Annotated in this window: 11 protein-coding genes; 2 read left to right on the forward strand and 9 right to left on the reverse strand. The window is 64.0% G+C overall.

Translation table 11 applies throughout. The features are described 5' to 3' along the window. Positions 1 to 419: 419 nt before the first annotated feature. Entirely contained in the window at positions 420 to 665 is a 246-nt protein-coding gene (locus tag E3T39_RS13840) for a hypothetical protein (protein ID WP_134516314.1), read from the reverse strand. A gap of 680 nt (positions 666 to 1,345) precedes the next feature. Then, positions 1,346 to 3,640 (reverse strand): FdhF/YdeP family oxidoreductase, encoded by a 2,295-nt coding sequence (locus E3T39_RS13845; RefSeq protein WP_134516316.1) that lies wholly within the window; start codon positions 3,638 to 3,640, stop codon positions 1,346 to 1,348. 698 nt (positions 3,641 to 4,338) lie between these two features. On the opposite strand from E3T39_RS13845, the gene E3T39_RS13850 reads away from it, so the two are divergent. Then, on the forward strand, positions 4,339 to 5,664 hold the full coding sequence (locus E3T39_RS13850) for an L-lactate MFS transporter (protein ID WP_134516318.1): 1,326 nt from the start codon (positions 4,339 to 4,341) through the stop codon (positions 5,662 to 5,664). Between the two features lie 163 nt (positions 5,665 to 5,827). Here E3T39_RS13850 and E3T39_RS13855 read toward each other — a convergent pair whose 3' ends face one another. Together E3T39_RS13855 and E3T39_RS13860 are read right to left on the reverse strand one after the other, a co-directional pair. After that, complete coding sequence (locus E3T39_RS13855) at positions 5,828 to 6,829, reverse strand: isopenicillin N synthase family dioxygenase (RefSeq protein ID WP_134516320.1); 1,002 nt, start codon at positions 6,827 to 6,829, stop codon at positions 5,828 to 5,830. A gap of 191 nt (positions 6,830 to 7,020) precedes the next feature. After that, positions 7,021 to 7,872: an RDD family protein gene (locus tag E3T39_RS13860; RefSeq protein WP_134516322.1), complete on the reverse strand. Its 852-nt coding sequence runs from the start codon at positions 7,870 to 7,872 to the stop codon at positions 7,021 to 7,023. A 17-nt stretch (positions 7,873 to 7,889) separates the two neighbouring features. Between E3T39_RS13860 and E3T39_RS13865 the strand changes: the two genes are divergently transcribed. Beyond that, a complete protein-coding gene (locus E3T39_RS13865; protein WP_134516324.1) occupies positions 7,890 to 8,885 on the forward strand; it encodes a stage II sporulation protein M in 996 nt (331 codons plus the stop codon). Between the two features lie 102 nt (positions 8,886 to 8,987). Here E3T39_RS13865 and E3T39_RS13870 read toward each other — a convergent pair whose 3' ends face one another. From E3T39_RS13870 to E3T39_RS13890, 5 genes are read right to left on the reverse strand one after another with little or no spacing between them, the layout of a single operon-like run. Further along, complete coding sequence (locus E3T39_RS13870) at positions 8,988 to 10,295, reverse strand: DUF58 domain-containing protein (RefSeq protein WP_134516326.1); 1,308 nt, start codon at positions 10,293 to 10,295, stop codon at positions 8,988 to 8,990. 2 nt (positions 10,296 to 10,297) lie between these two features. Next, positions 10,298 to 11,320: an AAA family ATPase gene (locus tag E3T39_RS13875; RefSeq protein WP_134516328.1), complete on the reverse strand. Its 1,023-nt coding sequence runs from the start codon at positions 11,318 to 11,320 to the stop codon at positions 10,298 to 10,300. After that, on the reverse strand, positions 11,317 to 12,645 hold the full coding sequence (locus tag E3T39_RS13880; protein ID WP_134516330.1) for a DUF4350 domain-containing protein: 1,329 nt from the start codon (positions 12,643 to 12,645) through the stop codon (positions 11,317 to 11,319). The genes E3T39_RS13875 and E3T39_RS13880 overlap by 4 nt, the downstream gene beginning before the upstream one ends. Continuing rightward, positions 12,642 to 13,361 carry a DUF4129 domain-containing protein gene (locus tag E3T39_RS13885; RefSeq protein ID WP_134516332.1) on the reverse strand — a complete coding sequence of 240 codons (720 nt, stop codon included), beginning with the start codon at positions 13,359 to 13,361 and terminating at the stop codon, positions 12,642 to 12,644. The genes E3T39_RS13880 and E3T39_RS13885 overlap by 4 nt, the downstream gene beginning before the upstream one ends. Continuing rightward, positions 13,358 to 14,521, reverse strand: coding sequence for a hypothetical protein (locus E3T39_RS13890; protein WP_166784140.1), 1,164 nt, complete (start codon positions 14,519 to 14,521; stop codon positions 13,358 to 13,360). Before E3T39_RS13890 ends, E3T39_RS13885 begins: the two co-directional genes overlap by 4 nt. Positions 14,522 to 14,602: the final 81 nt, after the last annotated feature.

The raw sequence follows: 14,602 nt of genomic DNA on the forward strand, positions 1-14,602 counted from the left end.
GGGGGACCCTGTGGGAGAGTAGGACACCGCCGGACTTAACTTAGAAACAAACGGAAAGGCCACCCTCGGGTGGCCTTTCTGCGTTAACGGCCACCTGCGGGTGGCCGTTCCGCGTTAACTCGCGAGTCAGGATGGCTGAGATCGGGGCTGGACCAGAGACTGGACCCCGGCGGGGCGGCGGGACACTCGCTCCTCAGCTCAAACATTCGGGGTGTTCCGGCAGACTCCGCGAAGAGCGTGCGGAGCCCGCCGGAACACCCCGAAAACTCGACACCCCGCGAATATCCCACCACCCCACCCACCACACGAACAGCAAAGGCCACGCACTGCGCGTGCGTGGCCCTGTGTCGCTAAGACACTAGCGGCGGCGGAGGCCAAGGACAGCCTCACGGAACGTCACCACTTCTTTAGGTATACGTTTACTTTTTTGAAAAATCATTCGGTTTGAGGCCGGCGATGCGATGCGCATGAGCGTGGAGCGTGTCCTCGTTGATGTGTAGTCCGCTGTCCTCAAAGCGTTGACGTAGGGCGTTTAGAATTTGCGCCTCGTCATGACCGGCCAGATCAGCTTCTTGTTGCATCAGGATCCCTGCCGCTTTGGCGTCATCCGGTTGGGAATGTTGGTCTTGAATCGGTTCTTTGTGAGTGCCTCTGTCGTCGGTCATTCACTCATCCTCCTCTTTATCGGCTTCGAGCATCGGGTTTAGGCGCGTCACGGACCAGGCGGTCTCGCCACGGACGTTCGTCAGCGTGTAGAACAGCCACGGTAGTCCTCGAAGGTGCAACTGACCAGTGAGATGAGCTGGCGGGAGCTTTGTTGGTAATCTCATCGTGACAACGACGCACGTATTATTGCTGATAAGGCCAGCGTTTTCGCTGGCGTTATCTCATCCATAGGGGGCATCGTGGCAGATAGAGTTTTCTGGTGGGTCGCAGCAGTGCTCACGGCGGTCCTGGGGATTGTCCTTTTCGCGACTCCTTGGGCCATGTGGATCAACGGGGTCATCTTTGTCGCATATGGTCTGGCCATAGGTGTTTTGTTCAAATTCCTGCACTCCAGGGGGAGTGTTCGAAAGGACTAGGCGGAGCAGCTCGCGATAAAGAACCACGGTCTTTGGTCTTTGGCGAGTTGAGATGACGTCGCGGCCCATCGGGCAGGCAACTGCCCGCACGTGAGACAGCTATGGGCGCTGACTCGGGGCAGTTGTGAACTGGCGCGGAAGACCATGATGGGTGCAAGTCGGGTGCTGGCAACCGTGCCGGCGACCTCGTGCTGAAACGAACCCGGCCGCCCACCCTTGCGGTTGGAACGGCCGGGTTCAGTCGGTTAGCTCAGCGAGGTCGATTACTCGGCACGAGCCACAAACCGCACCGCCATGGCCTTGTAGCCGGGGGTGTTCGACTCCCGGGCCACGAGCTCGCGGTGCATCAACGCGTTGGCCTCGGGGAAGTACGCCGCTGCACAACCGCGCGGAGTCGGGTAGAACACTAGACGAAAGTCATCCGCGCGGCGTTCGGCACCTTGGAAGGTACTGATCACGTCGACCGGGGCACGATCGGAAAAACCCATTTCCGCTGCGTCCTCGGCGTTGATGAGAATCACCCGACGACCGTTGGAGATACCGCGGTAGCGGTCGTCGAGGCCGTAGAACGTCGTGTTGTACTGGTCGTGGCTGCGCATGGTCTGCAAGATGAGGTGGCCGACCGGCGGGGTGAGATATTCCAGCGGGCTCACCGTGAAGCGGGCAAGCCCAATGTCGGTCTTGAAGCTACGGGTATCGCGCGGTGGGTTCGGCAATACGAAGCCGTTTTTTGTCTTGAGTCGAGCGTTGAAGTCGACGAAACCTGGCAGCACCCGGGAGATGTGGTCACGAATGACGTCGTAGTCCTCGGCCATGGCTTTCCAGTCGATGACGTGGTCGGCGCCGAGGGTGGCGTTAGCCATGCGGGCGATGATCACAGGCTCGGCCAGCATGTGCTCGGAGATCGGCTTCAGGCGCCCCTGGGTAGTGCGCACAACGGACATGGAATCTTCGACGCTGAGCACCTGACGGCCACCGGGATGTTTGTCGTCCGTGTCTGTCCGACCAAGGGTGGGCAGAATCAACGAGGTCAGGCCGTGGCGGACGTGCGAGCGGTTGGGCTTGGTCGACACGCTCACTGTCAGGCCTACCCGCTGCATCGCTGCCTCGAGTAGATCGGTGTCCGAGCACGCCAACGCGAAGTTACCGCCCATGGAGATGAAGACGTCAACATTGTTCTTCTCAAACGCGTCCACGGTGTCGACCGAATCGAGGCCGTGTTCGCGTGGAGACTCAATCGAGAATTCTTTGTCCAGGGCCGCGAGCATTGGCTCCTGCGGCTTCTCCCAGACGCCCATAGTGCGGTCGCCCTGCACGTTGGAGTGTCCCCGCACCGGGCACGCGCCAGCGCCGGGCTTGCCGAAATTCCCCTGCAGCAGGAGCAGATTGATGATCTCCTTGAGCGTGTTCACCGAGTGCGGCTGCTGCGTGAGGCCGAGAGCCCAGCAGATGATGGTGGCTTTGGAGGCGACCATCATCTGGGCGACGGTCGCGATTTGCAGACGGGATAGGCCAGTGGCAGCTTCAGTCTGCTCCCAATCGATAGTCTTGCGGGCGGCCCGGTAGGCGTCGATCCCGTCGGTGTTCTCGGCGATGAAAGCGTGATCCACGACCGACCCCGGAACGCGCTCTTCCTCCTCAAGCAGGAGATGCCCGAGCGCCTGGAACAGGGCCAGGTCAGCCCCGACCTTGATCTGCAGAAATTCGTCGGCGAGGTTGGTTCCGCTTCCGATCAGCCCGGAGGGGGTCTGCGGGTCCTTGAAGTTGAACAACCCCGCCTCGGGCAGCGGGTTCACCGCGACGATCTTTCCACCGTTGTCTTTGCATGCTGCCAAGGCGGACAGCATTCGGGGGTGGTTTGTTCCGGGGTTCTGCCCGACGACGAAGATGAGCTCGGCCTGGTGGATGTCGTCGAGCGACACCGTTCCCTTGCCGATACCGATCGTGGGGTTCAGCGCCGACCCAGAGGATTCGTGGCACATGTTTGAACAGTCCGGCAGGTTGTTGGTGCCGATCGATCGGGCAAAGAGCTGGTACATGAACGCTGACTCGTTCGCCGTGCGACCCGAGGTGTAGAACACCGTGCGCTGCGGAGTACTCTCGCGAATTTTCTGCCCGACGAGCTCGAAGGCGTCGTCCCAGCTGATTTGGGAATAGTGCGTGTCACCGGGACGGATGACCACGGGGTGCGTGATGCGGCCCTGGTTACCCAGCCAGTACTCGGTCTTGGTCGCCAGTTCTTCGACGGAATGCTCCGCCCAGAAATCGGGACCCACCGTGCGCGTGGTGCTCTCCTCTGCCACGGCCTTGGCGCCGTTCTCGCAGAATTCCGCTGTCTTGCGGTGCCCCTGGGATTCCGGCCACGCACATCCAGGGCAGTCGGTGCCGTCACGTTGATTCAGTCGAAGCAAGGAGCGGGCTGTGCGGGACAGTCCGGCCTGAGCAATGCCGCGGTCCAGGGCCACGACGACGGCTTCAAGGCCCGCTGCGTGAGTTCTGGGCTTCTTAACGACGAGATTAGCTTCGTTGATGTCTTTTACCGGTGCTGCACGTTTCATACTTCAATCCTGCCCCTAAAAAATAGTCGTCGAGACAATGAAACCCCGTGAGAAAAGATTTTCGACAATATGGACGTACTTTGTTTTCGAGTTTTTTGTTTCAAAACAGCTGTCTGTATCACAGAGTCCGCACATTAGGGCGCGTACCCCGTGGGCCTGGGTTCTGGCTCGGAGCGGAGCGGATCGGGATCGACACCGGCGGCCGCGACTGGGAACCGATCGCGGCAGCCGGGATTCGGCGCGGTATCACATGTAGACGTAGTGAAAGTCGTTCTTGCGGGACCGAATATTTGCAAAGCTCTCACCTAGGTGATAGGACTAAAAAGGTGAGTAGGTAACGACTCGACGAAAAGTCGCCTACTTAGCGTAATGATTCGTTACTCGTGAAGGAAGCCGTTTGAGAGCGGCTGAATACGAATAACGTCCTGAAAGTCACGCTGGCCACTGGCGTCCCGCAGCAAAATCCGCGTTTGGAGTTCAACTCTCGCGTCACGAATTCCTGTGGTGCCTGCAGCCAGACCAGTGCCGGCCTCTTGGCTCGAGTTTCCCTCGCCGCCGAACTGGATAATCCAGAAGAAACGTTGGCGGGAAGTAGCTATAGCTTCGGCTGTGGTCGCGCAGAGCCGGACTAGCGATGGGCCGAGCGCCATAAGTGTTCTCGTGGGGGACTTATGCAAAATCATTAGAAGGGTAGAACTATGTATTCATCAGCCACTGTGATCGGTGGAACGACCAAAAAACCGACGGCCGGGCGATGGGGGATTGTGGTTGCAGCGCTGTTGCTGCAGTTCTCGATTGGCGCCGTCTACGCGTGGAGTGTGTTCAGTTCAGCGTTGAAGAGCCCGGATGCCATGGGGCTCACCAATCCGGAAGCATCTCTACCGTTCACCGTGACAATTGGCATGATTTTCATCGGCAGCTACATCGGTGGGAGGATCCAGGATAGGAAAGGGCCGCGGCCGGTGGCACTCACCGGAGGCATCATTTATGCCTTTGGATGCATCCTCGCCTCGTTCGCTCTCTCGCACGACAATAGCCAGCTGTGGCTCCTGATCCTCGGCTACGGAGTCATCAGCGGGTTCGGCCTCGGCTTGGCGTACATCGTACCGATTGCAATGTTGCAGAAGTGGTTCCCAGACAAGCGCGGTCTCATCACCGGACTCGCGGTAGCCGGCTTCGGATTTGGCGCGGTCCTGACCGCGCCCATCGCCCAGTGGCTGATCGCAATGACTCCGACGGAACCGAACCGGGCCTTTCTGCCCCTCGGGATCAGTTACCTCGTGCTCGCGCTGATAGGCGCGTCGTTTTTCCGTAACCCTCCCGCCGGATACGCGGTGCCGGGGTGGGCGCCGGCCTCAACAGGCAGGGCGCAAGACAGCTACAAACAGTTCACCGAGAAAGAGGCGCTACGGACACCGCAGTGGTACTTTCTGGCGGCAATTCTTACCCTTAACGTCACCGTCGGCATTGCGTTGGTCGCCCAGGCCAACTCGAGTGCGATCGACATCGCCGGTTACAGCGTCGGCGGTGCTGCAGCGCTCGTTGGAGTGCTGGCGCTGTTCAATGGAGGTGGCCGTATCTTTTGGGCGTGGGTTTCTGGGAAGACCGGTCGAATGACGACATTCGGTCTGATGCTCGGGCTGCAGGGTATTTGTTTGCTGGTCATCCCCCACGCCAGCAACGCTGTGCTGTTCTTCGTCCTCGCTGCCATCGTCTACCTCTGCTTCGGAGGCGGGTTCGGCACGATGCCTGCAACGGCGGGCGACTTCTTCGGAGTCAAACACGCTGGTGCGATCTACGGCCTCATGATCATCGGGTGGAGCCTTGGCGGAATCATCGGCTCGCCAATTATCGCCGCTCTTATCGGCGCGGACAAGGACTACACGCTGGGGTACACCGTCATGGGCATTATTGCCCTGATGTCGGTGATCGTCCCCATCATCACTAAAATCCCGCGACCGAAAGTTGACGCATCACCGGCGTCGACCAGAGCAGACGCCGTATCGGAGGTTGTGAACTCATAAGAATCGAAGAGAAGGGGCGGTGTCGGCCTAGCTCAGAGCCCCCAACACCACCTCTTCCCTTGCGCGCTCCAGTGCTATTCAGGCCCAGGAATAGTCTCGAGTAGGCGGTTCAGGGAAACCGTATGACGGATGCCTCGGCCTGGGCCTCATCCGTCCTATGGGGTTAGATCAGGTCGGCGTGGTGGGCGGCGGCGACGTTGGGGTGGGCGCGTAGGCGGTAGCGCAGTGCGTTGTCGCCGTAGGTGGTTTCGAGAATGGGACTGTCGGTCGGGTCGGCGGAGAGCCCGCGGGCCTCGCGAGACAGTCGCTCGTCGAGCTGCAGCCGCGGCATTACGGTGTCGAGGGCGGGGTTGAAGAAGAACGGCACGGAGATGCGGTCGGATCCGTCTTTAGGGGAGAAGACGCGGTGCAGGGTGGCTTTGAGGTAGCCATCCGTTGCCAGTTCGAGCATTTCGCCGATGTTCACGACGAAGGCGCCGTCGAGCGGGGGAGCATCGATCCACTCGCCGTCGTGCTCGACTTGCAGACCGTCCTTGTTCGGTTCGACGAGCAGCAGCGTGAGAACTCCACCGTCGCGATGCTCACCTACACCCTGGGCACGTTCAGGCTGGCCGGGATAGCGCACGATCTTGGTCAAGGGAAAAGGGTTCTCGGCGAAAGCGGCGTCGAAGACGTTCTCGGGGCTACCGAGGGCGAGTGCCCAGGCGCGCAGCAGGCGAAGCGCGATGCGGCTGAGCTCTTCATTCCAGCGCAGGGCGACGGCCTTGAGTTCGGGCAAGGACTCCGGCCAGAGGTTCGGGCCCTCGAGGCGCCAATAATCGGGAGTTCCGACGGCGCGGGGTACGGGCTTACGGTCCACCCCGATGTCGATCTGCTCGCGCCAATCGACGGCGTTGGCGGTCAGCTCCCCGCCGACGCGGGTATAACCGCGAAACTGTGGACTGTGGATGTTTTCCAACTTGAGTTTCTGCTCGACCGGCAGGTCAAAGAACTCGCGCGAAACGGCGAGGAGCTCCTGTGTGAGCTGCGGGTCGACGCCGTGGCCGGTCAGATAGAAGAACCCGACTTCGTGGGTGACACGCAGGAGTTCAGTGCGGAATGCCGCAGCTTCGGCCTCGCCAGCGTCGAGTTGAGAGAAATCGAGGATCGGGAGTGAAAGCACCATGGTTCAAGTTTGACACCGGGCAGACCACGCCGCGAATTGTGACCACTCCGACCCAATGCCACCGGCGAATTTTACGGCCGCCCCACGAGGCGAGGCGAGAGGTGGGGAGAATCTGTTTCATGTCGAATCGTCGTAAGAACTGCCGATGGTCCTGGCCGGACCATGCACTCCGTGCGGCCCGTACTCTCGAATCAGCGATTCGGGAAGCCGTGGGGGAGGCCGGTCAGGACCGGGGCGAGGCGAGCCAGGCGCTCGCGCTCGAGGAGGAGAGCGGTGTATTCGCGTTCTCGGCGCACGGAAGCGACTCCAATGAGGAAGGACTCGGCCGGAGCATCGGGCAATGGGGAGACGAACGGAGTAACCTCCGCAGCCAGGGTCTGGGCCAGGCGTTCGCGGGTCAGCGGGGTCAGGTGAGGTGACTGCCGCAGGAACTGGGCCACGCGCCGCGCCAGCTGGTCGGGCAGCCTGGCGATATCGACGGTCTGCGACCATGGCAGCAATGCTTCGGGCAGCGGGCGTGGGACCTCTTTGTTGCGCTGGACGCGCTCGTGCTGGCTGTACGTGCCGGCCAGCAGGTCGCCGAGGCGCTTCGATCGGCCGTTGAGTAGGGCCGTGATGGCGGCGAGCCCACCGAACGTCATGATGATTTCGAGCACGCCGGTCAAGGCTCGAATGAACGCGTGGCGCAGGGAGATCGCTCCGCCGTCGTCGCGCACGATGCGAGCGCCGATGGCGAGCTTGCCGAGCGATCGACCGTGCGTCAGGGTTTCGACCAGCACCGGCACGATCAGCACGGAGAAGACGAGGGCCGCAACCGAGATAGCCTGGGTGAGCGCCGAGTCGGTATAGACCGCGACGGTCGTAAAGAAGGCCAGGAGAATGAGCAGGTACAGGGCGAGGTAAGCGATCGTATCGATGATCGAGCCGGCGGCGCGCAGAATGACGCTGGCAGGGCGCACGTCGAGCGCGACTGCCTCGCCGGTAACGAGCTCGTCGTCGCGAGTCAGATCACTGTGACGGTCCGCACGATCGGTCTCGTTCATGTCTACTATTGAACCAGATGGATCTAGACGCTTACACGGCCGCGCATCGCGCCGACTGGGACCGCCTGACCGAGCTCGGGGCCCGGCGGGCACTGAACGGTGCCGAATCCGACGAACTCATCGAGCGCTATCAGGCCGGTGCCACCCAGCTCTCAGCGATCAAGTCGACTGCCGGGTCGACTCTCGAAGGTGACCGGCTGTCGGTCGGCCTCTCTCGCGCCAGGCTGCGTTTCACCGGGGTGAGTGCCAATGTGTTGGCGCAAATTCCGCGTTTTTTCGTTGCCCAGCTGCCGGCGGCTCTCTATCGGCTGCGCTGGCTCACCCTCGCGGTCGCCGTGGTCACTTTTGTGGTCGCGGGACTGTACGCGGTGTGGGCCTACAACGATAAAGAAGTGCTCGCGAATCTGGGAACGGAGGCCCAACTCGCTCAGCTGGCCAACGAGGACTTCGTCGGCTATTACTCGGCGAACCCTGCGGCGTCATTTACCGGATTTGTCTGGACGAACAATGCCTGGATCGCCGCACAGTGCATCGCCTTCGGCATCACCGGGGTCTATGTGCCGTTCATTATTCTTCAAAACGCCATGAGCATCGGCACCACAGCGGCCATTATGTTCGCCTACGACAAGGGCGACGTATTCTTTCTCTACATCGCTCCGCACGGGCTGCTCGAACTCACCGCCATCTTCGTGGCAGCGGCCGGTGGGCTGCTCATATTTTGGGCTTGGATCGCCCCCGGCGCCCGCACCCGCGGGCAGGCACTCGCTGAAGACGGTCGCGCGCTGTTCACGGTGGCAATCGGTCTTGTCTTCGTACTGCTGGTCTCGGGCATCATCGAGGGATTCGTCACCTCGCAGCCATGGCCATGGCCGATCAAGATCGGTATCGGAGCCATCGCGCTCGGCGCATTTTTGACGTACATGATCGTGCTCGGCGGCCGCGCCACTCGCGCCGGTGAAACGGGCGACCTGAGCGAGTTTGAGGCCGGAAGCACCCGAATCTACGCTGCCTGATGCCCCGACTGCCGTGACCTGACACGGTCGTTTCTGGCGGTCTCCACGGTCTCGACCAGTGCAGCGGTTCTCACGCAGGCGGTTCGAGCAGCAGTCGGAACGTTAGAGCCGGCCGGCAGCCTTCAGGGCGATGTAGCGGTCGGCCAGAGCCGGCGGGAGCTGCGCGGGCGAGGCGGTGACAACATCCGCTCCCAGCCGGCGGATAGCGGCCGATACGCGTGCCACGTCGAGCAGGGCCCGTTCCGCCGCCGCCGCCCGGTAAATCTCGTCGCGACCGCCGCGGGCGGCTGCGGCGAGCACGGTGGCAGGGTCGAGTACGGAAGCCACGACGACCGTGTGCCGTTTGGTGAGTTGGGGCAGCACCGACAGCAGCCCGGTCGACGCACCCGCGGCGTCGACCGAGGTGAGCACCACGACCAGGGCATGCTGGCTCGTGATGGACCGCACCTGCCCGGGAACGGCGGCCCAGTCCATCTCGATAAGTTCCGGCTCGATCAGGGCCATCGAATCGACCATCTGCGAGAGCAGAGCGGCTCCGCTTGCCCCCTGCACACGCCCGCGTACCCGGCGATCGAACGCGAGAAAGTCCACTCGGTCGCCGGCAACCGAGGTGAGCGCGGCGAGCAGCAGAGAAGCCTCGAAGGCGGTGTCGAGGCGTGGCTCGTTATCGACCCGCGCCGCCGAGGTGCGACCGGTATCGAGCAGAATGACGACGCGGCGATCGCGCTCCGGGCGCCAGGTGCGCACCATCACATCATTGCGCCTGGCAGTGGCGCGCCAGTCGATCGAGCGCACGTCGTCGCCGCGCACGTATTCGCGCAACGAATCGAACTCGGTGCCCGGCCCGCGCACCATCACGCTCGTGCGTCCGTCGAGCTCCTTGAGTCGCGTAATTCTCGAGGGCAGGTGTTTACGGGCGTGAAAGGGCGGCAGTACCCGGATGCGCCCCGGCGCGTTCAGCGTGGCCTGGCGGTTCCACAGGCCAAGCGGTCCGCGCGAGCGCACCGTCACCTGTTCAACCCGTCGTTCGCCGCGTCGAAACGGTGTGAGCGTGAGCGAGACGAGCCGCCGTTCGCCGGACGGGATCACAACCCGGCTGCGATTGCGTCCGGCTCCCGCCGACGGCTGCCAGGCATCCCTCACCACGCCGACCAGGCGGCGGCGTCCGGTGTTGGTGAGGTATAGCTCGCTTGTGACGGATTCTCCGAGTCGAACCCGGGCGGGCAGCATCCGTTCGACCGTCACTGCACGCGGAGACGCCGCCAACGCGAGGTCAAGGCCGCCAAGCACGAACACCAGCAGCAGCCAGAGAACGAGAACGCCGGTGGCGGTAACGGGATCGAGCCCGAACAGCACGATAGGCACCACCCCGAGGGCGAGGAGAAGAACGAACCGTCCGCTGAGCGTCATCGTTAGATCGGAACCTGAACCTGCTGCAGCACACCGCGCAGAATGGCATCCACCGAGACACCTTCGAGTTCTGCCTCCGGGCGCAGCTGCACGCGGTGTCGCCAGACCGGCAACGCCATCGCCTGCACGTGATCGGGCGTGATCGAGGCGTAGCCACTCAGCCAGGCCCAGGCTTTGGTGGCGGCGAGCAGCGCGGTCGTTCCGCGGGGACTGACACCGAGCTTGACCGAGGGACTCGTGCGCGTGGCGCGGGCCAGGTCGACGATGTAGGCGAGCACATCCGCACTCGAACCGACCCTCGACACGGCGGCCTGCGCCGCGGCGAGTTCGGCCGCGCCGAGCACCGCGCTCACACCGGCCCCGGCCAGGTCGCGCGGGTTGAAGCCGGCGGCGTGGCGGCGCAGCACCTCTATCTCATCGACCCGCTGGGGGACTTCGAGCACGAGCTTGAGCAGAAACCGGTCCAGCTGCGCCTCCGGCAGCGTGTAGGTGCCCTCGTACTCGATCGGGTTCATGGTCGCCGCCACGATGAACGGCTCCGGCAGCGTTAGCGATTCGCCGTCAACGCTGACCTGGCGTTCTTCCATGGCCTCCAGCAGTGCGGACTGCGTCTTCGGCGGCGTGCGGTTGATCTCGTCGGCAAGCATGATGTTGGTGAACACCGGGCCCTGCCGAAACTCAAACTCGCCCGCACGGGCATCGTAGATGAGCGACCCGGTCACGTCCCCTGGCATCAGGTCGGGCGTGAACTGGATGCGCTTAGTGTCGAGGCTCAGCGCGTGGCTGAGCGTGCGCACGAGCAGCGTTTTGGCCACTCCTGGCACACCCTCGAGCAGCACGTGGCCGCGCGCGAGCAGCGCGATGATCAGCCCGGTCACCGCGCCGTCCTGCCCGACGACCGCCTTACCGACCTCGGAGCGCACCCGGTTGAGTGCGGCCCGAAGCGCGGCGGCATCCTCTGCGGTCGAGGGCGCCGCGGCAGCGACTGAGTCGGCGGGCGTGAGTGGGGTGGCAGGAGTCGTCATGGGTCCATTCTTTCGGCTGGAGGGGGTGGTAATTCACCAGAAACGGATGTTGACGCCCGAGCAGCCGGCGCGGACCCGGGGCGCACAGCCTGACCGGTCGCGTGTTCGAGAGCCTGTAAAGCGTCGGAGAGTGCCATCAGCTGCGCGTCGGATTCGGGGATCGCGCCCACCAACACTCGCCGCACCTCGTCGGGAGCGCGACCGGTGAAATGGGCGACCGAGCCGATGACCTCCTCCAAGTGTGCGAGGCGGCCCAGACCGACAGCCAGGGCGAGTCGCTGCACAGCGCCGACCCGCAGGGCGTCCAGCGCCCTCAGCCTGGCATTGCTGCGCGCGTACAACCGGGCGCGACCCTCCATTGTCTCGCTCGCTTTCACCGTGACCGGCAGGTTCTCGGCCACGAGCGGTCCGAACCGCGCGGCCCGCCAGATCGCGGCGGCGACAGCGACGAGCATGAGCAGAACGAGCACGGGGGTGACCCAGCCGGGCGTCAACTCGGCCAGTGACGGGGGCCCGGTGCGGGGCAGATCGGCCAGAGTCGGCAGGTACCAGACCAGCGAGTCGCTCGGCCCCAGCAGCCCCAGTGCGAGCGCAGCATTACCGTAGTCAGCGATGTTCTCATTATTGAACAGGCGTGCGTCAGGAACGAGGGAGATGATCCCGCCGGTCGTGTCGTTCTGCACCTGAACCAGCGAGAAGGTCGTGGTGCCGCTGGCAAAACAGCCGGTGAGGAGCGGATGCGCGCTCCCGGACGGAATGGACAGGGTGTCCCCGCCCGGCGACAGCGCCTCGGCTCGATTCGCGGCCGGCACCGAGCAGTCAGCCGCGAGAATGTCGGATTCGGACACGCCGCCGAAGCCTACAGTCGGGGCCAGCGCCTGAAGGGTCAGAAAATCGGGTGCCACGACAACGGTGTGCGCGGCGAGGTCGCCCAGTTCGCTCAGCTGGGTCTGGTCGAGGTAGCTGTTCTCGTCATACAGGAACACGGTTGAATCCGTTCCGACCGCGGCCCGCACCTCGGCCAGGGAACTGGCGAGCGTCACGGTGACGCCCTGCTGGCGAAGCACCTCGACGAGCGCCATCGAGCCGGTCGGAGCAACGTTGTCCCCGGCGAGCGCCCGGCCAGCAGCCTGGCTGCCGCCGGACACGAGCACGGCGACAATCGCGACGGCCAGAATGCAGGCGGCGGCGATCACCCAGAACGAGGATCGGGCCAGCAAAGCGCGGAGGGTCGGGGTAGCCACGGTCGTGCCGCCCACAGCACCGGCGGCCGCACCGCCCACGTGAGCAGGAGCATCCGTTTGGGAACCGAGCGTTGCGCTCATGACCGACCCGCCTCGGTCAGGGGGGCGAGCGTGGCGGGCGCCGCAGCCCGCAATTCGGCCTCGAGGGCGGCGAGGCCACGGTAGTCGGGCTCGAGACCGGCCTGTTCGAGGTAGCGCACCCGGTCAAAGATGTCTGCAGCGAGGGCCAGGGCCGGGCCGTGGGTCGGAAAGGCGAGCTGAGCGCGGGCAGCGAAATCATGCGCGGTCGTGCCGGGCGTGACCGAGACCACCGTGCGTTCAGCCAGGCCGCGGGCCAGGGCGCGAAAAATCTCCTCGCAGGCCAGGCTCCAGTCGCCGCGACTGGCCGCCGCGTCGGCCGCCGTGCGCATCTCGGAGCTGCTGCGCTGGTCGATCGTGCCGAACAGGTCCAGGGCCGCCCGGCGGCGCCTGGCGAGTTTGGGCGCGCCAAAGAGCAACCAGCCCGCCACGAGCGCCGCGAGCACCAGCACGGCCGCGACGATCGGCACCCAGCCCGCCAGACTGTCATCGCCGCTGCCAACGAGTGAGGTGAGCCAGTCGAGAAAAGCCTGGGACGCCCGGTCGAACCAGGTCGGCCGGGCCGCTGCGTACGGGGCCTTCGCGAGTTCTTCGCGCAGCCATTGGCGGGCCTCTGGCGCGTCAGGAACCACCGGAACATCACGCGACACGCCGAACGTGAAGCGGTCACGCAGCGATCCGCCCGCGGATCCGAGCTGTGCCAGGCCCACTTCGGTCATGCTGCCGAGTATCCGCCGAAAGCGATCGGCGCCAGATACGGGTCGGGCACCTCGCCGCCCTGGGCGACCGATTCGACGTAGCGGGCCAGCTCAAGATCGAGGCCTTCCTTGCGCATGCGCAGGTCGAGGTAGACCAGCGCTACCGCCGCCGACTGCACGACGGCCGCCACGGCCGCGACGGGAATGGCGATAATCAGGCTGACGACGGTGATGATGATGGACGATTGCTCCATGAACGCCCCTGCCGGGTCGACGAGCGCAGTACCGATTCCCATGAGCAGCGACACGGGAATGCTGATGATCTGGCTGATCACCTGCACGATCACGGTGACCAGCAGCAGAACGCCCAGGGTACGCCAGAAATAGCCGCGCGTTAGCGACCACGACCGAATAACGGATGCCCGCAGGCCCAGCTTCTCCAGCACGATCAGGCTAGGGACAACACTGGTTTTGGTGTACAGGAATGCGCTCGTGGCAGCGAACAGCAGACCGCCGAAGACGCCGATGAGAACGCCGGCGACGAGGCCGGCGGCACCGCCGACACTGATCAGCAGCACGACGATCCCGGCGAGCACGGCCACTCCGACGAGCAGCGCACCGCTCAGCATCAGGGTCCACAGGGTCAGGGGCCAGAGACGAGTCGCCGCCCGGCGCCACAGAGCGCCGAGCCGTAGTTTCTCTCCGAGGGTGGCGCGGGCCACCTCGACCACGATGACGGCCTGCAACAGCGCAGAAGCGATGAGCGACAGGGCGATCGGAATGATGGCGGACAGCAAGCCGGCCAGCACCGAGCCGGCCGTGACGGCATCCTTTTGGTCGAGTGGTGCGCTGTCAATGCGGTCAAGAGCCCAGAATGTGACGAGCCCGACGATCATCACGGTGACGAACATAATCACCGCCTGCACGATCAGGCCGCTGCCGAAGGTCGCCTTCGGATTGCGGCGCAAGACTTGGAAAGACGCGCCGAGCAGCGTACCGAACCCGATCGGCCGCAATGGAATGAGTCCCGGCTTGGGCGGAGGCGCCCAGCCCTGCCCTGGATTGCCGCCCGCGAACGGTCCGTTCGGGTGCGACGCGCCCGGATAGGGCGAGGACGGCGCCGCGAAGTCCCCGTAGCGCGGTGGAACGGGGGCGTCGGGGGCTTGCCAGGGGTCTGTCACCATTCAATGCTGGCACAGGTCGATCGAGAAATGCGCTCGCAGGCACTCTGTCAGCACGCTCGGCTACTCTTATGCCAGACT

It is taken from the genome of Cryobacterium suzukii (assembly GCF_004403185.1).
Lineage (GTDB): Bacteria > Actinomycetota > Actinomycetes > Actinomycetales > Microbacteriaceae > Cryobacterium > Cryobacterium suzukii.